Genomic DNA, 21,701 nt, shown 5'->3' with positions numbered 1-21,701 from the left:
CGACGTTGTGGGAAGGGAAGAACGATGTGCGCTACCTGTGGATGCGGTGACGAGCGCGGCGTGCGGGTGGAAACCCGCGACGCCGCCGACACGCGGGAGGAATCCGAATCCGGATCGCCGGATCACCTGCACGGGGAGTATTCCCATTCGCATGACCATCCGCACGATCACGACCATCCGCACGATCACGGTCATTCGCACGAGGACGGTGTGCACGCGCCTGCCGACTCGGAGGCCGAGGTTCCGGAGCAGGACGGCGCCACGCGCCGGGTGGAGCTGGAGCGCGAGGTGCTGGCCAAGAACGACACGGTGGCCGAGCGCAACCGGCAGTGGCTCACCGAGCGGGGTGTGCTGGCGTTGAACCTGATGAGCTCGCCCGGAGCGGGCAAGACCACGCTGTTGGAGCGAACCCTGGCGGAATCCGACTCGTCCGTCCCACTGGCGGTGATCGAGGGCGATCAGGAGACGCTGCGCGATTCCGAGCGGTTGCGTCGTGCGGGTGCCGACGTGGTGCAGATCAACACCGGCGCGGGATGCCACCTGGATGCCGAGATGGTCGGGGGCGCACTGCGTTCGTTGCGGCCCGCGCCCGGCTCGGTGGTGCTGGTGGAGAACGTGGGAAACCTGGTCTGCCCGGCGTTGTTCGACCTGGGCGAGTACGCCAAGGTCGTGATCGCGGCGGTGACCGAGGGCGAGGACAAGCCGTTGAAGTACCCCAACATGTTCGCCCACACCGATCTGGTGCTGCTGAACAAGACGGATCTGCTGCCGCATCTCTCGTTCGAGGTGGACAGGTTCGCCGAGTACGCCCGCCGGATCAATCCCGGCGTCGAGATCCTGCCGGTCTCGGCCACCACCGGCGAAGGACTCCCGGCCTGGTACGACTGGTTGGCAGGGCACGTCTCGTCCCCGCTGCACCAGGGGGTCTGACCCTAGCCTCGCGCCCTTCTGCAGCAGAGGCGTTCGTACTCCGGACCTCCATCGGCTCCGATTCCGCCCCCTGCCCGGCGATCTCGCGAGAAATTGACGCCCGGTGCGCTTCGGCGCGCCGGGCGTCGTCGTGTGTGGCCCGTCGGCGTTCCGGTGTTCAGACGGGGTCGGGTGGTTGGTGTGGCCAGACGAGGTGCATATTTCTGCGGCAGGCCAGGCGTTCGCGGGCCGTGGTCGCGTCCCGGAAGCCGATGTGCAGGCTGCCGCCGGTACCGATGAGGTCGGCGTGGTCGTCGTGGGCCATGCCCCAGTAGTGCAGCACGGCGTCGTGCCGGTCGCCGAGTTCCTCGCACAGCGCGAAGACGCGCGGCGCGTTCTCGTCGACCATCTCCCGCATCGCGGTCATGAACTCCTCGCGGGTGCACAGGGGTGAGAGAGCGGAATAGTTGGGAAACACAGTTCCTCCTCGTCTTGACGATTCAAATAACACGTTAGCGACTAACGGTTAGCTTGAATATCCTTCGATCAGGTGGTCGTGGTGGTTGAGTGCTGTCGGGGGAAACTGGGTTCTGATTCGAGGAGGTGCATGTGGTGGAACGAGTGGATCCGGCCTCGTTGCGTCGAAGGATCGGGATGAGGTTGCGTCACGCGCGCACGAAGGCGGGTCTGACCACTAACGAAGCTGCGGCAGAGCTGGGTTGCTCACGCGGGAAGATCAGTCAGATGGAAGCCGGGATGTATCGCTTCCAGCATCGGGACGTGCGCGATCTGCTCAAGTTCTACGGTGTTCCGCAGGCAGAACGTGATCCTCTGGTTGAGAAGGCAAAGCGATCGGCCGAGCCGAGTTGGTGGTCACCTTACTCCGATGTGGTCGAGGAGTGGTTCGCGTTCTTCCTCGGGTCGGAGGGTGAGGCGATCCGTGAGTTCAACTATGAGCAGCTCGTCGTTCCCGGTCTGCTGCAAACCCGGGATTACGCGGCGGCTCTGGCCGAAGCCAGCCGCAGCGTGGCGGCCGAGGATCACCAGGAGGTGGCCAACCTGCGTCTGGAACGGCAGCGGCGACTCGACGACCCTGATCCGCTTGTGCTGCATGTGGTGCTCGAAGAGTCGGTTCTTTGGCGCCCCATCGGAGGTGTGGGGGTTCTCCGTGCACAGCTTCGACGACTCATCGAGATGAGCGCCTTGCGGCACGTGGAGATTCAGGTCATGCCTACCGGTGTAGGAGCACACTCCGGTATGGACGGCAAGTTCGTCTTGTTGGAGTTCGCCGAGTTCGGTCCCGGAGTGTTTCTGGAGAGTCACCCTGTCCTCGGCGCTCGCTACGACTTGGAGGACCCGAAACTCATCGAGACCTACAGCTCGATTGCGAAGGCTCTTCGCGACGAAGCGCTGGATCAGCGACAATCAGTTGAGCTGATGGAGCATGTGATCGCTGATCTGACGCAGGAGTGATTATGCGGGACACGTCCGCCGCTCGATGGAAGAAATCCTCTCGCAGCATGAACCAGGGAGCGTGTGTGGAGGTGGCGTTCGTGGGCGAAGTCCAGGTGATGATGCGGGACTCGAAGGCCCCGGATGCTGGAGTGCTGGTGGTGGACCGTCGCCGCTGGGCCGAGTTCGTGGCCAAGCTGTCGAAATGAGTCGCGGGGCGCTCTGTCACCGGTACGGCTGATGACTTCACCAGGGGCCCAGTGGTACTTGTGAACTCGGGTAGTGACCTCTTGCGCCGCGTTCCGGTTCGGTGAGTCCTGCGGAGCGCTGCCTCTCCTGAACCCGAGCTCTCGCGATGTGGTGGCGTCGATGAATGCGATGGAACCGTCCACGAGGTACTGGCGTCGGAGTAGTTACAGCGGCGGCAACGGCAACTGCGTGGAGGTGACCACCTTGTCCGGTGCGATAGCAGTGCGGGACTCGAAGGCCCCGAACGCCGGGGTGCTGGTGGTGGATCGCCATCGGTGGGCCGAGTTCCTGGCGAGCCTGTCGAGTTCAGTGCGGTGATGCGGGTCACTGGTCGGGTTTGTCGGTTTGCGGGAGGACGGACTTACCCGTGGGTTAGAGTGATCGTCCGGTCGGGGTGGCATCGGTTGCGGTGAGCTTGTTCGGAGCTGGAAGGGGCTGTGATGGCGGACGAGACCGCTGGGTTCACGGGCGCGAGTGCTGCTCTGGGGGTCATTCGCGAGGAGAACTCCTGGATCCAGCAGCAGATCTCGGTAGGGCAGCTGACCGTGGAGCCGCAGGCGGCCGACAGTGCCGCTGCTGTGTATGAGCGCGAAGCTTTGGAAGCTGATCGGCTCGCTGACTCCGCAACCGGATTGCAACAGGTACCGGGGTTGGGTGAGTACCTCTCGGGACAGCAGCTGGCGAACGAGTTCGGGCAGAAGGCAGCTAACGGTTCCACCGGAGCGGGCGGATCTGTTGGGACAGTTCGTCGATGAGACGCGGCGTAAGGCGCAGCGACGAGTGCGCCAAGGCGTTGGAGATCGCGAAGAAGGTAGAGCCGAACGTTCCGGAACCGGCGTAAGGGGGCGCTGTCATGGGATTCGGATCCTGGTTGGACGAGAAGATGGGGTCGGCGGACGAGGCCATCGGCGACGTGATGAAGGACCTTCCCGGGGCCATCAATGACATCCCGGGAATGGTGCGCGACGACGTCGGTAAGTTGCTCGGCTACGACACGCGTGCCGAGAACCAGCAGCAGGAACAGGCCGAGGCCGCCGAGCAGCAGGGCGAGCAGCAGCGGCAGGAGCTCGAAGAGCGCAATCGGAAGCTGGACGCCCCTGCCGGATACGACCCGCAGTCCATCAAGCAGCACGAGAACTGGCAGTCCTACGATCACAAGAAGATCTACGACACCAACCAGAACACGCTGAGCCACTCCGACGCGAAGGCCGTGGGCGAGGCCTGGCGCGACATCGGCGGCAAACTGAACGAGCTCGGTGCAAGACTGCAGAATGACTCCGCCAAGGCGATCGACAGTGGCTGGTCCGGGCAGGCGGCCGAGACGGCCAAGCAGTCCGCGCAACCACTGGCCACCTGGGCCAGCGGCAGCGGCGAGTGCTTCCGGCTGACCGGCAACAAGATCGAGCAGGCCGGTACGGCCGCGGGCCAGGTCAAGGAGATGGTGCCGCCGCCGCGTGATTACAACGTGAGCCGGTCTCTGATCGCGGGTATAGCGGGCGGCCCCGACGGCGCGGGGCAGGACGCGAAGCGCCAGCAGCAGGAACGCCAGCAGGAGGAGCGTCACGCCCAGGAGACGATGAACCGGGTGCTGAGCGCGACCTACCAGGACGTGGACTCCACCGTTCCCACCTACCGGCAGCTGAACGGCGATCCCGCTACCCCGCCCGCCACTCCCTCCGGAAACGAACCACCTGCGGTGCCGCCGGCCGTGCCACCGGGGCGTACCGGCCAGGGCAACGTGCCCGGTGGTTACTCCGGTGCCGGTCAGGGGAACGGCGGTTCCGGTGGGGGCGTTGGATCCGGTTCCGGTGGTCCCGGCAACGGCGGTTCACTGCCGGGCCAGAACGGGAGCGGCTTCGGTCCGGGACAGTCCCCGGGCTCGGGCGACTACTCCAACGGATCCGCCGGCAGCGAGTCGGCATGGACATCCGGACCCGGTGGCTCCGCCACCCCGGGCGGGCCGGGAGCCGCGGGCGGTACCGGTGCGGGCGGTGGCGCAGCCGGACGTGGCGCGGGCGGCGTCGGAGGTGTCGGCGGAGTCGGTGGCTACGTCGGTGGGGGAGCGGGTGGCGGAACGCCCTCGACCTCGGGACGTGGCGGCAGCACTCCGGGCCCGGGGGGCCGCGCGGGGAGTGCCCCGGTCCGGGGTGGCTCGTCGGCCCCCGGAACCGCGGCCACCGGCGCCACCTCGGGACGTGCCGGAGGCGGACGCGCGCCGATGGCGGGCGCGCCCGGCGGTCGTGGTCAGGGCAGCGAGGAGGACCAGGAACACGAGCGTCCCAGCTGGTTGGAGGAGTGGGAGGACGTGTGGTTCAACGACATGCCCAGAACCGCCCCACCGGTCATCGAGTGACAGCAGCGACGGTGCGTCCGGACCACCACGGATCCCGGGCGCACCCCGGCAGGAGAGGAACACCGTGGCCGTCACGGGCCGTTGGCAGTTGCACCCGCTGCACCTGTACTTCTTGCACAGCTATCTCGGACTGGACGATCTGACGCTGCCGCTGGAAGTGGAGCCCTTCACCCACACCCGGCAGCAGTTCGCCGAGGTGGGCAAGCGCGAGTACGAAACCATGCGTTCCGAAGGGCTGATCGTCGACGACGAGGTGGAGCCCGGCCTCGCGCACGCGTTGGCCGTGCTGGCGAAGCCCTACCTGTGGGTCGACTCGATGTGGTTGCCGAGGTTCGGCGAGCACCCGATGTGGCGCACGGTCGCCGCGGTGACCGTTGGCAATCAGGTGGTGCTCGGCGTGCAACCGCCGGGGGAGACCGAACGCTACGGTGGTCCGCTCACCGTCGAACTCCACGATCGAGTGAGCCTGTCCCAGGCGCTGCTGCCCACGCTCCCCCCGGCACCGCCCGGCAACCAGGGGCCGGCACGAGTCCCCGAGAGTTCCTTCCCCGGGCAGGAATCCGAAACGGACTCCGAGTCGCACGGTTTGCTCCGTCCCGCCGCGGGTTCCTCCGGTGGTGGCAGCGGCGACCGGCAGTTGGCGCTCTACCGCGCGCTCGGCGCGGCCGAACACCTCCGGGCTGGCCAGCTCGCCGCGAACGTCCGGGACCGCAACGGCCGGGTCACCCGCTCCCGGGTGGTGCGCTGGTTCGACAACGTCGAACCGGACGGGCGCTATCTCGACCACAACGAGCGAGGAAACACCGGGGAGCGGGTATACGCGCTCACCCCGGTGGACGCGCGGGCACTCGGCGGCAAGATCGAGGAGCTGGTGGCCGAGATCCGGTGAGCCGTTCGGCCCGTAGGAGCCGTCACCACGGGAGTCCTCACCGCTGGAGCCGTGGCCACCGGAGCGCGCGGTGCTCGGGTTCGTTCAGTGCTTGCCACCCAGTCAGTGCTTGCCACCGGGTAGCAACTCGTTGAGGAACTCGGTCGTCCGGCGGTAGTTCTCGTATGCCTCGGGATCGTCCGGCCCGCCCGCCTCGATCATCTCCTCGTAGGCACGTGCCTGGGCGGAGATGGTGCTGTGCAGCAGCAGCGCCTGCTGCCGGAACCCGTCGAGGAGATCACGCAACAGGGTGCTGCCCATGCCGATCTCGTCCAGTCTGTCCAACTCGGGCTGTTGGTCCGGGTGCATCCGCTCGGCCAGCAGTCGCCAACCCGCCGAATGGCTGCGCAGCATCTCGCCGTAGTCGCTGTTACCGGCGTCCTGCTCTTCACCGGCATCGGTACCGGAAGGCGTGATGTCGTCCTGTTCATCCCCACCGGCTGCCTCGTCCATTCCCCGATCGTGCCACGGAATACGGCTGCGCGGCGATCGCGGTCGTCCGCGAATCTTTCCGCGCTCCGGCCGCGCCACGGTTCGGACGACGAAGCTCCACTACCAGGTGAGGCGTTCGAGCAGTTCCGCGGCCAGTAGCAGGGCCAGTCCGAAACCGGCGCACGGCAGCGCCATCAGCACGATCCTGCCGAACTGCCGCTTCGACACCACCGCCAGCAGCAGGATCACCAGTACGACCAGCAGGGTGCACACCAGGAACACGGGATCGGCGCTGAGCGTGGGGTAGAGCTCCCGCGCGGCGTCGCCGAACAACAGCCCGATGGCGGTGGTCGTGGCGATCGCGGCCGACCAGCCCTCCCGTCCGATGTGTCGGAACACCGTTCCGCAGGTGACACCCGCCAGTACCGCGACAGCCAACCAGGCGGCCATTCGTTTCGGATCGACCGAGTACTCCGCCCCGGCGTACTCCAGCACGTACACCCACTGCTTGCCGAGGTAGAACACCAGCACACCGCTCAGCAGCGCCGTCGACGCCCGGCGGACCGCCGTTCGCAGCGTGTGCCCCGCAGTGGTCGTCACTCCCAGCACGATCCAGATCAGAAAACCGTGCGCCAGCCACTCCAACCCGGCCACGTAGTAGGAAACCGCGGCCAACCCGCCGGAGAACATTCCCGACACCACGATTCCCAACTGGACACCCGTCGATTTCGCGAGCGAACGATCGGAATGCGTTTCTTCGCGTTCCGCGACTGTGGCTGGCACTGCTCACTCTCTCGGACGACCGGCACCGAACAGCAACGAATGCTACCGGATGGCGGGAACCGAGGCCGTGACCAGTCACTTCCGCGCCGGCGACACGCCGTCGCCGCACGGTCCGATGTCCGCCCGGTCGCGCGGGTCCGCCACGGGACAACCAGTAGGCACCCGGCATAGCTCGATCGCCCCGTCGCGCGCCGTATGCGATCACTCACTTCGGAGTGACGATCTCGTGGGACGTCGGTAATTTCGCGGTCCGCGACAGCGCTGTGTGGTTTTCCTTGGGGGCTCGATATGGGGAGTTCCGCGGCTGGTGGTCGTTACGCCGTCCATCCCGAGGAGTTGACGAAGATCGGCAGGAGATCCGCCGATCTGGGTGAGAGGTTGCTCGAACTGAAGCGTGCCACGGCCGAGGGCTCCGCCGCGGCCGTTCGGACCCACGGTGACTGGGCGTTCGCGGCCGCGCTGGAACGGCTGCAGTCCAGCTGCGAGCACAACGTCGAGGGATTCGGCCGCTGGCTCGACGACATGGGCGACAGGCTGACGGCAGCGGCCCGGAACTACGAGGAAACCGACGAGTGGGCGGTCGCGAAGCTCCGAGGGGTGGGTGTCTGAGCGCCGTGGACTACCGACAGCTGACGGAAGCCGAGCCGTCGGCGATCAGCCGAGCCGCCGAGGCGTGGAGATCGCTGGCCGAGAAGTACGACAAGGTTCTCGGCGACTTCGATGCCGAGGTGCGGGATCCGCTCGACAACGAGGAGGCCTGGCACGGTGAGGCCAAGAACGCCGCAACCGGCCACGCCGAGCACATCCGCGAGAAGATGCGCGAGTACCTCGACAGGATCGAGTCGGTCCCCGAGACGCTGGAACGAGCGTCATCCGAGATCGAGACCTGCCGGGCGCGCCTGGAGCGGCTGTCAAACGAGATCAACGAGGGCGAGCACTGGACGATCCACCCCGACGGTCGGATCGACTACCCCGAGGACCAACAGGCCCGCTACGAGTCCTACGCCGCCGAGATCGAAGGGTTGCTGTCCAGGGCGGAACAGGCGGATCAGGACGCGGCAGGCGCGCTCGGCGAAGCCGACGAATCACTCGGCTATCTCGACGAAGTGCTGCGCGAGGAGCGTGCCGAACAGGAACAGGCCGCCAAGCAGGCGGCCAAACTGGCCGCGAAGCCGCCGGGTGAACTGGACTTCGCGGAGGGCGAGCGACTCGCCCGCCTGCTGCGGGAGAACGGGCAGGACCCCGCGTTCGCGGGCGAGTTCCTGGAGCGGGTGCGGCCGAAACAGCTGCTCAAACTGACCGACCACCTGCAGGACATGGGGATGACCCACTGGGACGGTCACAACGGGGAATCCGGTCCGAACCGCTCCGAACTGATCGGCGAGCTGCAGCGGAACCTCGGCGAAACGCTGGCGGCCGGAACCAGTGAGACCGGCAGGCGTTACCTCGGCGAGGACCTGCACGGCGATGGGGCGGGTGACGAGCTCGAAAACCGTGCCGAGACCTACGGCAAGCGGCTCGTGCGGGCGTCGGAGAACTGGGACACCGGATTCCTCGGTCTCGGCAGCCACGAGGACACCGGCTACCGCGCGCTGGGGATGCTGCTGCACAGCGGCGAGTACTCCGCTGACTTCCTGAACCCGGTCGGGGACGCGATGATCGAGTCCGACAAGGAGGACACCTTCGACCGGATCCAGAGCAACGACCTCAACCACGTCGACGATCGCGGCCGAGGCGGTGACCCGCTCGTGGGGCTGATGACGGCGATGGAGCACAGCCCCGACGCCGCCGGTTCCTTCTTCGACCCCGCGCGGGACACCGGGCACATGGGCTATCTGATCGAGCGGGACTGGCCGGTCGACACCTACGACCACGACCCGGGGCCGGGCAGCGACTACACACCCAACGAGCGGGAAAAAGGACTGGGGCACGACGTGCTCGGCAAAGCGCTGGAGTCGGCCACCCTCGGCGAGCAGCAGGGCACCGCGGAAGGGGCCCGCGTGATGTCGGGGATGGTGCACGAATTGGCCAACACCGAGCAGTCGATGAAGAATCCCGGCGAGGGAACGGTGCCGGAATCGATGCGCGACAGCGTCGGCCGCATGCTCGCGCACAACATGCCGGCGGTGCACGACTCGGGGGCCGTGTCCCCCAACAGCAGCGGTTCGCTGGACCTGGACGGGGACGACCCGAAGTGGGCGAAGGGCACGACGGGAGAGATGAGTCCTCGGTTCAGCCAGGGCGAGGTGTACAAGGTGATGGGGTCCGCGGCCTACGATTCCGAGGCCTACGCGCAGATGCGCGACGCCAACATGGTGCACACCGGACAGCGGCTCGACGAGATCGCCGGCGACGACGGTCGATCGATGGGTGATCGGCGGGACCACATGGCAACGGTGGCTAAGGAGTCGGCTTCCGTGTTCGGCGCGCTGGACGAGGCCCGTACCTACGCGGTGGACCAGGCCAACGATGACGATGATGCCGAGCACAACGCGAAGATCGACGCGGGCGGCACGCTGGCCTCCTGGGCAGTAACCGGAGCCAGCAGTGCCGTCGGTGGGCCCGCGGGTGCGGTCGGAGGTGCCGTGGGTGGCGAGGCCGTCAACCAGATCGCCGAGCAGCTCAAGCAGGACAGCTCCAACATCGTGACCAGGGATACCGCAGAGATCAAAGAAGACGGTCCCAGTGATGCGGGTAACCTGTTGAACCAGGTGTTATGGGAGAACCGGATGTGGAAGGACGACGTTGACCCGCCGCCGATCTCCCCTGGCTCCGAGCAACTCGAGAACCCGAACCGACTCGTCAATTCTGACGGACGTGTGCCGGAAAATATTCGAACTTGGATAAGCGAAAACAGTCCTTACGGTATCGATCAGCAAGTCGTGCAGAATACTTATCAGAACGGTGCCGCAGTATACTCCGATTCTACCGGTCATCGACCTGTGTCGGTAAGCGAGACCGAATGAAGGGCATGCGCATGCGTTGGAGTCGATTGGCGACCGGTTGTTTGGTCTCCCTGCTTGTGCTCAGCGGTTGTTCGGGAGCGGGGGACGATTCGGAGGTTCCAACGTGGGTGCGGTCACCGCCAGAGCACTTGTCATGCGATGGCACGACCGATCCACGGTTGATGGTGGATTTGATCCAAGAAGCGGATCTGGGTGTTCCCAATCCCGAGGATTCCGATGTCGAGGTGGATGTCGATGACCCGTCCCTGAGCTGTCACGCGGTTGCACTGAACACTCTGGATCTCAGCATGTATCCCGAAGAGAAACTTTACCTTGCGGGTGGATACAGGCCGCCGGATCCATTATTGATTCCGATCGGTGATTTGCCGGGTTTCGTGACTCACGGTTATGGGCGATTGTATGTTTCTTGTTCCAGAGACTCGAAAACGCTCATCCAAAAAAGCTCAATCAGTATCGATTCGTCCGAGCTGGACAATCCCGATGCGCGGTTGGCGATGGCGCGGTTGTTGGTGGATATGACCAACAAGGCGCGTGCGCGGTTCGGGTGTGCGGAGTCGGCGAACGCGTTGTCGTTGCCGAGTGAGCTGCCGGAGATCCCGGAGGTGGGACGGCTGGCGGCGAGTGAGGTCGATGCTCCGTTCCGGGGGACGGCGTGTTCGTTCGTGAAACGGTCGTTGTTGCCCGATTACGAGTGGGACCGGGGCGAGGAATGGGCGATGGGGACGCCGCAGCCCAGTGGGTTGATCAGTACCTGTGACATCCGGACCGGGAACCTTGATTCCACGGATGGCGATGTGCCCGGCAGGCCGAGGTCGGCTTTCGTGATGTACGAGGGTCCGCTCGCGAAGGCGCGGCACGAGTCGGAGAAGTACTCGTTGCCGGAGTACGACGTGATGTGCCACGGCGAGCCGGTGTCGTTCCGTTACTACGGCCCCAGTGAGGACGATCCGAGTCACTGGGAGAAGGATCCCGCCGAGCAGACTTCCGGTAACCGGTTCCTGGATCACTTCGCCCGTGCCGCCGCCGAGCGGGCCGGCTGCCCACTGCCGGAGTGACGTGATCGGAACCCCGGCCACGTTCGTGGTGGCGGCACGACCCCACTCGCGGGCTCCCGGCGCGGGAGTCCGCGAGGTCCTTACCGGCGAGTCGCTACCCCCGTTCCGGGGAGCATTCACCTCTGCGGTCGCGTTCCCCCGCGATCGCCACCTGCCCCAGACTGATGCCTCCGTCGTTCGGGGGGACGCTGGAGTGCAGCAGCACCCGGAAACCGCGTCGCCGCAGCGCGTCCACGGTCCGCCGCAGTAGCAGCGTGTTCTGGAACACCCCACCCGACAGCGCCACCTCACCGACGCCGGTCGCGTCCCGCAGGCGCTCGCACAGCCGCGCGATCAGCTCGGCGACTCCGTTGTGGAACCTGGCGGCGATCAGCTCGCCACGCTGCCCGGCGAGCAGCTCGTCGACCACAGCACGGACCAGTTGCCCCGCGGGCACCGAAAGCGGCGGACTCCCGGCGTCGATAGACACCGAATCCGGCAGCGCCCCCGAATCCGGCAGCGCCACGGAGTAGTGGTTGCGCTCCTCCCGGTCCGCGAGCTGTTCCAGTTCGATGGCCGCCTGCCCCTCGTAGCTGACCGCGTCCCGGACGCCCAGGATCGCGGCGACCGCGTCGAACAGCCGACCGGCACTGGAGGTCGGCGGTGCGTTCACCCCGCCCTCGCACATTCGGGTGATGGCCGAGAGCTGTGGTTCGTTGCGTCGCAGCACCCCCAGCCCGCCCGGCGGTTCGGTTCCGTAGCACGACAGCAGCTGCGACACCGCCATCCGCCACGGTTGTTTCACGGCTCGGTCCCCACCCGGCATCGGTATCCGCTCCAGGTGTGCCAGTCGCCGGAAGTCCGCCAGATCGGCGAGCAGGAACTCCCCGCCCCAGATCGTCCCGTCGGTGCCGAACCCGAGCCCGTCGAAGGCCACCCCCAGCACCGGACCGCTCTCGCCGTTGTCGGCCAGGCAGGAAGCGATGTGCGCGTGGTGGTGCTGCACACCCACCAGCTCCACGTCCGCCCGCTCCACGGCGTACTTTGTGGACAGGTACTCCGGGTGCAGGTCGTGGGCCACCACTTCCGGGGTGATGTCGAACAGCCGCTCGAAGTGCTCGATCCCCTCGGTGAACGAGCGCAGTGTCTCGTAGTTCTCCAGGTCACCGATGTGGTGCGAGACGAAGGCGTTCGAACCCTTGGCCACGCAGAACGTGTTCTTCAGTTCGGCACCGCAGGCCAGCACCGGCCGCGGGAGTTCCCGCCGCAGCCGCACCGGCTCCGGGACCAGACCACGGGAACGCCGCACCGGCAGCTCCCGCCCCTCGAAGGAGCGCACCACCGAGTCGTCGGTTCTCATGTGGATCCCTCGGTCGTGACCGAGGAACACGTCCGCGATCTCGGCCAGCCGTTCCCGGGCCTCGGTGTCGCGGTAGGCGATCGGTTCGTCGGAAAGGTTCGCGCTGGTCAGCACGATCGGCCCCGTGCCCGCCAGCAGCAGGTGATGCAGTGGGGTGTAGGGCAGCATGACCCCCAGCTGCCGATTGCCGGGAGCCACCGCCTCGGCCACGGCGGCGTCCGGACGCCTGTCGAGCAGCACGATCGGTCGGCGCCGCGATTCCAGCAGCTCCCGCTCGTGCTCGTCGATCTCGCACAGTGCGCGTGCCCACGCCACGTCCGGGGCCATGAGTGCGAAGGGCTTCTCCTCGCGGTGCTTGCGCTTGCGCAGCGTCGCGGCCGCGTCGGGGTTCGCCGCGTCCACCGCGAGGTGGTATCCCCCCAGCCCCTTGAGCGCCACGATCTCGCCGTCGCGCAGCGCGGCGACGGTTCGGTCCAGCGGATCCCCGGGCAGCACGGTTCCGGTCGAGTCGGTCAACCGGAGTTCGGGGCCGCAGGCCGGACAGCACACCGGCTGCGCGTGGAACCGCCGGTTGGTCGGGTCGTGGTACTCGGCCGCGCACTCGGCGCACATCTCGAACGGAGCCATCGTGGTCAGCGGCCTGTCGTAGGGCACGTCGGTCACGATGGTGAACCTGGGGCCACAGTTCGTGCAGTTCAGGAACGGGTAGCGGTAGCGGCGGTCGCCCGGGTCTCCCAGCTCGGCCAGACAGTCCACACAGGTCGTGCTGTCGGCGGAGATCAGGGTGGCCCGCTGCCCCGAGGGCTCGCTGATCGCGATCTCGAACGTCTCGTCGCCACGGGGCTCGATCGCGGTGGCGGTGACCTCGTCGACCACAGCCAACGGCGGTGCCTGCTCCGACAGTGCCGTGCGGAATCGCGACAGCAGCGAAGGCGGGCCCTCGGCGAACACGAACACCCCGTGCACGTCGTTTCCCACGAACCCGGTCAGTCCCAGCTCGCACGCCAATGTGTACACGAAGGGACGAAATCCGACACCCTGTACCACACCCGCTACCCGGATGTGCTCGCGAACTCGATCGTCCACTCGTTCAGTCTGCGTGTCCGGCGGGTGCGCGGCTACTCGAACCGCCCCGCGTGTCCGCACCCGTTCGGGCGCCGGTTCCGCCGCCTCCGTGCCGTGCGGCGGGTCGGGGCCGGTGCCGAACCGGACGGGCCGGTGCGGAACCAACGGTGGAAACCGGGTCCGCGGCGTCCCGCCCTCGTCGGATGTGTGACACATCTCCTCCCCAGTGGGGTGACCGGCCGGTAGGGTCTGGCGCATGGTGGCGCCGTCGTTACTCGCGACCAGCGATCTGCACGTATCGCACCGCGACAATCGCCCGGTACTGGACGAGATTCGGCCTCACACCGACGAGGACTGGCTGATCGTGGCGGGCGATGTCGCCGAGACGACCGAAACGATCGGCTGGGCGCTGGGCAAGCTGCGGGAACGGTTCTCCCGCGTGATCTGGGTGCCGGGCAACCACGAGCTGTGGACTCCGCCCGGTGACGATGTGCGTGCCAGGGGAGTGGAGCGCTACGACCACCTGGTGCGGATGTGCCGGGAGCTCGACGTCACCACGCCGGAGGATCCCTACCCGGTGTGGCGCGACGAGCAGCGCTCGGTGGTGGTCGCGCCGTTGTTCGTGCTCTACGACTACAGCTTCCGGGCGCCCGAGTTCGACGCCGAGCAGGCCCTGGCACACGCCTACGACACTCACGTGGTCTGCACCGACGAGGTGATGCTGCATCCCGATCCGTACGAGTCGCGCACCGAGTGGTGCCACGAGCGGGTGAGGCAGACCCTGCCGAGGCTGGAGGCCATCCCGGAGCACCTGCCCACGGTGTTGATCTCCCACTGGCCGCTGCATCGCGATCCCACCAGGCGGTTGTACTACCCCCAGTTCGGCATCTGGTGCGGCACCGAGCTCACCGCCGACTGGCACCTGCGGTTCCGGGCCGTGGCTGAGGTGCACGGCCACCTGCACATCCCGGTGACCGACCGCATCGACGGTGTTCCCTTCGAGGAGGTCTCACTCGGTTACCCCCGGGAGTGGCGCAGGCGCGGCGGCCCGGGCGAACCGTTGCACAGCATCCTGCCCGCCGCGCCCGAGCGGACCTTCGAGGAACTGGTGAGGGCCCACCGGTGATCGAACGAATCCTGCCGGAAGCGGCCGCTTCCTCCGAGGTCTTCGGCGACGACCCCCACGCGCGACTGTTGCCGGGGGAGGAGCAGTACGTCGCCAGGGCGGTGGAGAAGCGCAGGCGCGAGTTCACCCTCGCCCGCAGTTGCGCTCGGCGTGCGCTCGGCGATCTCGGGCATCCCGACTTCGCGGTGCACAGTGGTGAGCGGCGCGAACCGCTGTGGCCGCGGGGCGTGGTCGGCAGCATCACGCACTGCAAGGACTACTGTGCCGCCGCGGTGGCACCGGCCACCGAGGTGTGCTCGTTGGGCATCGACGCGGAGACCGACGAGGTGCTGCCCGATGGCGTGCTCGGGCAGGTCACCGTGGAGCGGGAACGCGAGCTGCTGGCCGGGTTGCCTGCCGGGACCAACTGGGACCGGTTGCTGTTCAGCGCGAAGGAGAGCGTCTACAAGGCGTGGTTCCCGTTGACCGGCCGCTGGCTGGGCTTCGAGGACGCCTTCGTGCGGATCGATCCCTCGGGGGAGTTCCGCGCCGAGCTGATCGAAGCACCCGCGCCGAGCTCGGCGGGCGAGCTCACCGGGTTCTCCGGCCGGTTCCGCTTCGAATCGGGTCTGGTGATCACCGCCGTGATCGTCTTCCCCGGCTGACCCGCCGGCGTCAATTTCTCGCGAAATCGCCGCGCCATCGACGTGGGTCGAACACCCACCACCTCGGAATCGGCACCGCCGCGGGTTCTCCCGTGCGGCTCTCGCGAGGAAGGCCCGACGTGGCGTAAGTGGGGCTACTCGATGTCGGGCCTCCCGGGGCGAGAGCCGTGCGAGAGGTTCCGCCAGGTGACCATCCGGGCGAGTCCCCTGCAAATTTTTCAACGAAAGGAGTGGAAATGATTACTACCGCTGATCTGGCCGACCGCGACGGCGACGAGGTGCGCAGCTGCGACCTGCAGCTACGTGGGTTCGGCAACCGCGAGGTGTTCTCCGGGCCGATTCGCACGGTGCGGTGCTTCCAGGACAACGCGCTGCTCAAGAGGATTCTCTCGGAGCCCGGTGAGGGCGGGGTGCTGGTGATCGACGGAGCGGGTTCGGTGCACACCGCGCTGGTCGGTGACCTGATCGCCGAACTGGGGCGTTCCAACGGCTGGAACGGGCTCGTCGTCAACGGCGCGATCCGGGATTCCGCCGTGATCGACGGGATGGAGTTCGGGGTCAAGGCGCTGGGGACCAACCCGCGCAAGAGCTCCAAGTCCGGCACCGGTGAGTCCGACGTCGTCGTCGAGTTCGGCGGGATCGACTTCGTCCCCGGCGAGTACCTGCTCAGTGACCACGACGGGGTGGTGGTCAGCCGGACCCCGCTGGATTGACCGGGTTCGCGCGGTTCGGTCCTCGACGTTGCCCGGTCGGCGGACCCCTCGCGGGGCTCTCGTTCCGGGAGCCCCGACATCGGAGCGGTCGCTCCGGCTGCCCGCACCGACTGGTGATCTCGGGGAAAACTCGTACCGTGATTCGAGGGGGCCGTATCAAGGCCGTTCGGGAGCCGAGGCTCGACCGAAACCGGTTCCGTGAGTCCGGGGCCCTCGACATCGCCGGTGGGACGCGAGGTGCCCGATGATCACGAATCCCAAGTTCGTGGTGCTCTACGTGACCGACCAGCAGACCGTGCTCGATTTCTGCACCCATAAGCTGGGGTTCGAGGTCAGGACCGATGTGCCCTACGGGGACGGTCACCGTTGGATAGAGGTGAGCGTGCCGGGTGCCGAGACCTACCTGGTGCTCGCCGAGGGGGATCCGCGGGTGCGTGATCTCGTGTTGCAGCGGTTGGGCGAGCTCAGCCACGTCTGGTTCGACTGCGACGACCTCGACGCCACCTTCGACGAGTTGCGGGCCAGGGGAGTGCGGTTCCCGATCGAACCGCGCACGGCGCCGTGGGATCCCGAAGGCAGAACCCGCTGGGCGCAGTTCGCCGATCCGGAGGGAACGCTCTACGGGCTCACCGAACGCGGGGCGTGATTCGACGACGACAGTGCTCGGCCGCTGTCCCCGGCGGGCGCCGCCCCGGCGGTACCGGGGCGGCGACGCGTGCTCGAAAGCCACGACGGAGCCCGCGGGGCGAGCTCTCGTCACGCGCTCTCAGCCGCCGAGAGTGGAGTCCTTGGCCGCTTCGCGGTCCAACAACCACAGCGTCCGGTCCCGTCCCCGGGCACCCGCCGCCGGGATGTCGACCGGATCAGCCCCGGTCAGTGCCCGTGACACCGCCTCGGCCTTGCCCGCTCCCGTGGTCATCAGCCACACCTCGGAGGCGGACGCGATCGCGGGCAGGGTCAGTGAGATCCGCGTCGGCGGTGGCTTCGGGCAGTCCCGAACAGCCACCGCGGTGCGCTCGCGTTCGCGCACGTAGGGCGTGTCGGGGAACAGCGAGGCGGTGTGCCCCTCCTCGCCGACACCCAACAGCAGCACGTCGAACCGGGGGACCCCAGTGTCCGAATCCGTGCCCGCCAGGGTGCGCAGCACCTCGGCGTAGTGGTCCGCCGCCGACTCGGCATCAGCGCCGAACCGGCCGTCGGACGGGGCCATCGGGTGTACCCGCCGCGGGTCGAGCGGCACGTGATCCAGCAGTGCCGCACGCGCCTGGGTCTCGTTGCGCTCGCCGTCGCCGTCGGTCAGGAACCGCTCGTCACCCCAGAACAGGTTCACCGCGGACCAGTCCACGGCCGAGCGGGCGATCGAGTCCCGCACCCGTTCCAGCACGCCGATTCCGGTGCGCCCGCCGGTCAGCACCACCGAGGCGACACCGCGGGCCGCCTGGGCGTCCACGATGCTGGTGAGCAGCCTGGCGGCCGTCGCCTCCGCGAGCACCTCCGCGTCCGGGTGCACGATCACCTCGTTGTCGCTCATCACTGCTGTCCCGCCGAGACCGGTTCCGCCTGTTCCTCGTTCTCGTAGCCCTCGCCCCGCACCACGTTCGAGAGGCCCCGTAACGTGCTCTCGTAGATCTCGTCCGGGCCGAGTCTGCGCAGCTCCTCGGCCAGGCAGTCGCGTACCGCCCTGCGGTGCAGCGTCACCCTGCGATCCTGCTGGCCCGGTTGGGTGAGGTAGCCGACCTTGCCGTCGGGTCGAACCACCTCCACGTTCCCACTCGGGCGTTCCAGCACCGCGGAGACGATGCCCGGCCCCCGGTGGACCTCCCTGCGCACCGGGATACCGAGGCTGGCCGCCAGCCAGCCCGCCAGCAGATCCGTCGAGGGCGAGTCGGACTCGCCGCTTACGACCGCTCCCTCGATCGGTTCGAACGGCGGCAGGTCCAGCGAGGCAGCCAGCAGGGCACGCCACGAGGTGAGCCGGGTCCAAGCCAGATCGGTGTCGCCGTCCACGTAGGAGCGCACCCTGGTGCGCAGCGCCTCGATCGGGTCCGGCTCGGCGGCGGCGTCGGTGATCCGCCGATGCGCCAACTCCCCGATCGGGTCCTTGGCCGGGAACTCGGGGGCGTCGTTGGGCCACCACACCACTACCGGGGCGTCCGGCAGCAGCAGCGGCACGACGGAGCCCGCGCCCTCCTCGGCCAGCGGGCCGTACAGCCGCAGCACCACCACTTCCGAGGCCCCGGCGTCGCCGCCGATGCGGATCTGGGCGTCCAGCCGGGCCGCGGCCTGCCTGGCACCCTTGGCGACCACGATCACCCGCGCCGGGTGCTCCCGACTGGCCTCGTTGGCCGCCTGGATCGCCTCTTCGGTCTCGGTCCCGTCCCCGGTGACGATTACCAGCGTCAGCACCCTGCCGAGTGCGACGGCACCACCGGACTCGCGCAGCTCGACCATTTTCTTGTTGACCTGCGAAGTGGTGGTGGAGGGCAGATCGACGATCACGGCCGCCTCCAGACGCGTCCAGTGCGGGCCAGCATCGACTCCGCCGACGGTGGCCCCCAGCTTCCTGCCTTGTACTTCTCCGGATATCCGTGTTCGGCCCAGTAGTCCAGGATCGGATCCAGGATCTGCCAGGACTTCTCCACTTCCTCGTTGACCGGGAACAACGACGGCTCACCGAGCAGCACGTCCAGCAACAGCCGTTCGTAGGCCTCCGGGGAGGACTCGGTGAAGGCGTGGCCGTAGCCGAAGTCCATCGTCACGTCCCGCACCTCCATCGAGGTGCCGGGAACCTTCGCGCCGAACCGCATCGTGATGCCCTCGTCCGGCTGCACCCGGATCACCAGGGCGTTCTGGCCGAGCTCCTCGGTCATGGTGTCGTCGAAGGGCTGGTGCGGCGCCCGCTTGAACACCACGGCGATCTCGGTGACCCGCCTGCCGAGGCGTTTGCCCGTGCGCAGGTAGAACGGCACACCGGCCCAGCGGCGGTTCTCGATCTCCAGCGTGATCGCCGCGAAGGTCTCCGTCTTGGAGTCCGCGGCGAAACCGCCCTCCTCGTGCAACCCGGGAACCTGCTGGCCACCCTGCCAACCGCCGGTGTACTGGCCCCGGGCGGTGGTGTCGGCGAAGGGGCCGACCGGTTTGGTAGCCGAGAGCACCTTGCTCTTCTCGGCACGCAGGTCGCTCGGCGCGAAGGACAGTGGTTCCTCCATCGCCGTCAGCGCCAGCAGCTGCAGCAGGTGGTTCTGGATCACGTCCCGGGCCGCGCCGATGCCGTCGTAGTAGCCGGCCCGACCGCCGAGCCCGATGTCCTCGGACATGGTGATCTGCACGTGGTCGACGTAGTGGGCGTTCCACAACGGCTCGAACAGCTGGTTGGCGAACCGCAGCGCCAGGATGTTCTGCACCGTCTCCTTGCCGAGGTAGTGGTCGATGCGGAACACCGAGTCCTCGGGGAAGACCTCGTTGACGATCCGGTTGAGTTCCTGGGCGCTCTCCAGGTCGTGCCCGAAGGGCTTCTCGATGACCACCCGCCGCCACTGGTCCTCGGTCTGCTCGGCGAGTCCCGAGTTGGACAGGTGGGTCAGCACGGTCGGGAACATCGAGGGCGGCACCGAGAGGTAGAACGCGTGGTTGCCACCGGTGCCGCGCTCCGCGTCGAGCTGCTTGACCGTACTGGTCAGCCGTTCGAAGGTGTTCGGATCGTCGAAACTACCGGAGACGAACCGGATCCCCTCGGCCAGTCGGTCCCAGACGGCCTGGTGGAACGGCGTGCGCGCGTTCTCCTTGACCGCCTCGTAGACCACCTCGCCGAAGTCCTGGTTCTCCCAGTCGCGCCTGGCCACTCCCGTCAGGGCGAATCCCGGCGGCAACAGTCCCCGGTTGGCCAGGTCGTAGATGGCGGGCATCAGCTTCTTGCGGGACAGATCCCCGGTGACGCCGAAGATCGTCAGGCCAGCCGGGCCCGCGATGCGCGGCAACCGCTTGTCACGCGGATCGCGCAGTGGATTGTGCTCGGGGGAGCTCACGTGTTTTCCTTTCCTGCCGCTCGCGCCTCAGCTCGCCGTACGCAGATCCTGCACCGCTTTGACCAGCTCCACCAGTCCGGTGGTCCGGTCCGTGAGGTGCAGCCGGAGCACCGGCCGGTTCCGCTGCGCGAGAACCTGGCCGTCCCCGAGGGCCTGGGCACGTTGCAGCCCCGAGAGGGTGTACGGGCGTCCCGGAACCTCCATGTCCTCATCGACCGCGCCGGTCACCTGCAAAAACACCCCGTTCTGGTGACCGCCCTTGTGGTACTGGCCGGTGGAGTGCAGGAAGCGGGGGCCCCAACCGAAAGTCGTCTGCAGCCCGCTGCGGCGAGCCAGTTCGGGACGCAGCACGCTGATCGATGCGTCGTCGAGCCGATCGAGGTAGGCCTGTACCGCGAGGTAGCCGTTCGCGGGAGCCGCGTTGATCAGCGCCCGCAGCGCCTCGGCCACGGTGCCGACACCGGGGGAGAGCCACTCACCCGCCGCGTGGATCTCGATGTCCCCGTCCACGGCGGTCGGCGTCGCCACCGGGCCGCCCGCCGGACCGTCCAGCAGGCCGCGTGCCGCCTGCTTGGCGGCCTCTACGTCGGGCTGGTCGAACGGGTTGATACCGAGCAGCCTGCCCGCCAGTGCCGTGGCGAACTCCCACAGCAGCATCAGGCCACCCAGCGAGCCGTGCGTGCCCACCGCCGCGGCACCGGCCGCGGGGCCGATGGCCACCGGTGTGGCGTCGCCGCCCGCCGTGGCGAAACCGGGCGCTTCCACGTTCTCCACCGGCACGGGAAGCAGCCCGATGCCGGACTTGCCGGTGGACTCGGCGATCAGCTGTTCGACCCAGTCGGCGAAGCCCACTATCCCGGAGCCGCTGTCGGCGAGTACCACCTTCTCCGCTCCCGACCGGTGGGCTGCCGACAGCGCGGCGGCCAGCCGGATCGCGGGGTTCGACTCGTCGTCGGCACTCACCGAGGGGAAGACCGATTCGGCGTCGTCCAGCAGCCCGGCGACGTCGGCACCCGCCAGCCCGGCGGGCACCAGGCCGAAGGCGCTCAGCGCCGAGTAGCGTCCGCCCACGTTCGGGTCCGCGGTGAACACCTTGCGGTAGCCGGACTCCTCCCCGGTGGTCTGCAGCGGGGAGTCCGGGTCGGTGACCACGATCATGCGCCGTGCGGGGTCGATGCCCTCCTCGGAGAACGCCCGCTCGAAGATGCGCCGGTGGCTGTCGGTCTCCACCGTGGTGCCGGACTTGGAGGAGACCACCACCACGGTGCGCTCCAGCTCGCCCTCCAGGGCGTCACGCACCTGGGCCGGATCGGTGGTGTCCAGCACGACCAGCGCGGTGCCTGCCGTGGCCGTGATCACCTCCGGAGCCAGCGATGAGCCGCCCATGCCCGCCAGCACGACCCGGGTCAGCCCTTCCTCGTAGAGCTCGGCGCGCAGTGCGTCGATCTCGGCGACCAGGCCGCGCGAGGTTTCGTGCAGGGTGGTCCACGACAGCCGGATCGATGCCTCCGACTCGGCCTCCGGACCCCACAGCGTCGGATCCTGCGCGGCGAGTTCGCTCGCGGCACGGTCGTTGACCAGCCGCTGGACCAGGGGCTCGGCCTCCCGTGCCAGCGAAGGATCGGCGATCTCGGCTGAGGTTTCAGTCGTCATATGGTTCCT

22 protein-coding genes are annotated in these 21,701 nt (G+C 67.8%); 14 read left to right on the top strand and 8 right to left on the bottom strand.

Features of this window, described 5'->3' with window-relative positions:
* Window positions 1-24: 24 nt before the first annotated feature.
* Window positions 25-930, top strand: coding sequence for a hydrogenase nickel incorporation protein HypB (hypB, locus tag BM394_RS03380; protein ID WP_092973528.1), 906 nt, complete (start codon window positions 25-27; stop codon window positions 928-930).
* 157 nt (window positions 931-1,087) lie between these two features.
* Here the strand turns inward: hypB and BM394_RS03375 are convergent, their stop codons facing one another.
* Complete coding sequence (locus BM394_RS03375; RefSeq protein ID WP_175529934.1) at window positions 1,088-1,387, bottom strand: hypothetical protein; 300 nt, start codon at window positions 1,385-1,387, stop codon at window positions 1,088-1,090.
* Between the two features lie 134 nt (window positions 1,388-1,521).
* On the opposite strand from BM394_RS03375, the gene BM394_RS03370 reads away from it, so the two are divergent.
* The 6 genes from BM394_RS03370 to BM394_RS03345 all read left to right on the top strand — a co-directional run bounded on the left by BM394_RS03370 (window position 1,522) and on the right by BM394_RS03345 (window position 5,852).
* Window positions 1,522-2,382: a helix-turn-helix domain-containing protein gene (locus BM394_RS03370; RefSeq protein WP_139219540.1), complete on the top strand. Its 861-nt coding sequence runs from the start codon at window positions 1,522-1,524 to the stop codon at window positions 2,380-2,382.
* Window positions 2,383-2,384: 2 nt separating this feature from the next.
* A complete protein-coding gene (locus BM394_RS03365) occupies window positions 2,385-2,570 on the top strand; it encodes a DUF397 domain-containing protein (protein WP_092973526.1) in 186 nt (61 codons plus the stop codon).
* 160 nt (window positions 2,571-2,730) lie between these two features.
* Window positions 2,731-2,928, top strand: a complete 198-nt coding sequence (locus BM394_RS03360; protein WP_092973762.1) for a DUF397 domain-containing protein — start codon at window positions 2,731-2,733, stop codon at window positions 2,926-2,928.
* 122 nt (window positions 2,929-3,050) lie between these two features.
* Window positions 3,051-3,365, top strand: coding sequence for a hypothetical protein (locus tag BM394_RS03355; RefSeq protein WP_139235120.1), 315 nt, complete (start codon window positions 3,051-3,053; stop codon window positions 3,363-3,365).
* 98 nt (window positions 3,366-3,463) lie between these two features.
* Entirely contained in the window at window positions 3,464-4,963 is a 1,500-nt protein-coding gene (locus BM394_RS23485) for a hypothetical protein (protein WP_092973522.1), read from the top strand.
* Between the two features lie 64 nt (window positions 4,964-5,027).
* On the top strand, window positions 5,028-5,852 hold the full coding sequence (locus tag BM394_RS03345; RefSeq protein WP_092973520.1) for an ESX secretion-associated protein EspG: 825 nt from the start codon (window positions 5,028-5,030) through the stop codon (window positions 5,850-5,852).
* Window positions 5,853-5,954: 102 nt separating this feature from the next.
* On the opposite strand, the gene BM394_RS03340 is transcribed toward BM394_RS03345, so the two are convergent.
* Both BM394_RS03340 and BM394_RS03335 read right to left on the bottom strand, forming a co-directional pair.
* Complete coding sequence (locus tag BM394_RS03340; RefSeq protein WP_092973518.1) at window positions 5,955-6,344, bottom strand: hypothetical protein; 390 nt, start codon at window positions 6,342-6,344, stop codon at window positions 5,955-5,957.
* Between the two features lie 99 nt (window positions 6,345-6,443).
* Entirely contained in the window at window positions 6,444-7,025 is a 582-nt protein-coding gene (locus BM394_RS03335; protein WP_245779944.1) for a DUF6518 family protein, read from the bottom strand.
* Between the two features lie 369 nt (window positions 7,026-7,394).
* On the opposite strand from BM394_RS03335, the gene BM394_RS03330 reads away from it, so the two are divergent.
* The 3 genes from BM394_RS03330 to BM394_RS22655 all read left to right on the top strand — a co-directional run bounded on the left by BM394_RS03330 (window position 7,395) and on the right by BM394_RS22655 (window position 11,127).
* A complete protein-coding gene (locus BM394_RS03330) occupies window positions 7,395-7,715 on the top strand; it encodes a type VII secretion target (protein ID WP_092973514.1) in 321 nt (106 codons plus the stop codon).
* A 5-nt stretch (window positions 7,716-7,720) separates the two neighbouring features.
* Window positions 7,721-10,072, top strand: a complete 2,352-nt coding sequence (locus BM394_RS03325) for a coiled-coil domain-containing protein (protein WP_092973512.1) — start codon at window positions 7,721-7,723, stop codon at window positions 10,070-10,072.
* A gap of 161 nt (window positions 10,073-10,233) precedes the next feature.
* Window positions 10,234-11,127, top strand: coding sequence for a hypothetical protein (locus BM394_RS22655; protein WP_175529933.1), 894 nt, complete (start codon window positions 10,234-10,236; stop codon window positions 11,125-11,127).
* Between the two features lie 94 nt (window positions 11,128-11,221).
* On the opposite strand, the gene hypF is transcribed toward BM394_RS22655, so the two are convergent.
* Window positions 11,222-13,552, bottom strand: a complete 2,331-nt coding sequence (hypF, locus tag BM394_RS03315) for a carbamoyltransferase HypF (protein WP_217643316.1) — start codon at window positions 13,550-13,552, stop codon at window positions 11,222-11,224.
* A 235-nt stretch (window positions 13,553-13,787) separates the two neighbouring features.
* Between hypF and BM394_RS03310 the strand changes: the two genes are divergently transcribed.
* From BM394_RS03310 to BM394_RS03295, 4 genes are all read left to right on the top strand, one after another.
* Window positions 13,788-14,657, top strand: a complete 870-nt coding sequence (locus BM394_RS03310; protein WP_175529932.1) for a metallophosphoesterase family protein — start codon at window positions 13,788-13,790, stop codon at window positions 14,655-14,657.
* Window positions 14,654-15,301 (top strand): 4'-phosphopantetheinyl transferase family protein, encoded by a 648-nt coding sequence (locus BM394_RS03305; RefSeq protein ID WP_092973506.1) that lies wholly within the window; start codon window positions 14,654-14,656, stop codon window positions 15,299-15,301. Before BM394_RS03310 ends, BM394_RS03305 begins: the two co-directional genes overlap by 4 nt.
* 236 nt (window positions 15,302-15,537) lie before the next feature.
* Window positions 15,538-16,014 carry a ribonuclease E activity regulator RraA gene (gene rraA / locus BM394_RS03300; protein ID WP_092973504.1) on the top strand — a complete coding sequence of 159 codons (477 nt, stop codon included), beginning with the start codon at window positions 15,538-15,540 and terminating at the stop codon, window positions 16,012-16,014.
* A 244-nt stretch (window positions 16,015-16,258) separates the two neighbouring features.
* Window positions 16,259-16,660: a VOC family protein gene (locus BM394_RS03295; RefSeq protein ID WP_092973502.1), complete on the top strand. Its 402-nt coding sequence runs from the start codon at window positions 16,259-16,261 to the stop codon at window positions 16,658-16,660.
* A 120-nt stretch (window positions 16,661-16,780) separates the two neighbouring features.
* Here the strand turns inward: BM394_RS03295 and pgl are convergent, their stop codons facing one another.
* From pgl to BM394_RS03275, 4 genes are read right to left on the bottom strand one after another with little or no spacing between them, the layout of a single operon-like run.
* The gene (gene pgl / locus BM394_RS03290) at window positions 16,781-17,545 is read right to left on the bottom strand and encodes a 6-phosphogluconolactonase (protein ID WP_092973501.1); all 765 of its coding nucleotides are present in this window, start codon (window positions 17,543-17,545) and stop codon (window positions 16,781-16,783) included.
* Window positions 17,545-18,513, bottom strand: coding sequence for a glucose-6-phosphate dehydrogenase assembly protein OpcA (gene opcA / locus BM394_RS03285; protein WP_092973499.1), 969 nt, complete (start codon window positions 18,511-18,513; stop codon window positions 17,545-17,547). The genes pgl and opcA overlap by 1 nt, the downstream gene beginning before the upstream one ends.
* A complete protein-coding gene (zwf, locus tag BM394_RS03280; protein WP_092973497.1) occupies window positions 18,510-20,039 on the bottom strand; it encodes a glucose-6-phosphate dehydrogenase in 1,530 nt (509 codons plus the stop codon). The genes opcA and zwf overlap by 4 nt, the downstream gene beginning before the upstream one ends.
* Before the next feature lie 27 nt (window positions 20,040-20,066).
* A complete protein-coding gene (locus BM394_RS03275; RefSeq protein WP_092973495.1) occupies window positions 20,067-21,692 on the bottom strand; it encodes a glucose-6-phosphate isomerase in 1,626 nt (541 codons plus the stop codon).
* Window positions 21,693-21,701 lie beyond the last annotated feature (9 nt).

This window comes from Actinopolyspora lacussalsi subsp. righensis, assembly GCF_900116555.1.
Taxonomy (GTDB): domain Bacteria; phylum Actinomycetota; class Actinomycetes; order Mycobacteriales; family Pseudonocardiaceae; genus Actinopolyspora; species Actinopolyspora lacussalsi.
This window is presented reverse-complemented; position numbering and strand designations above follow the sequence as displayed.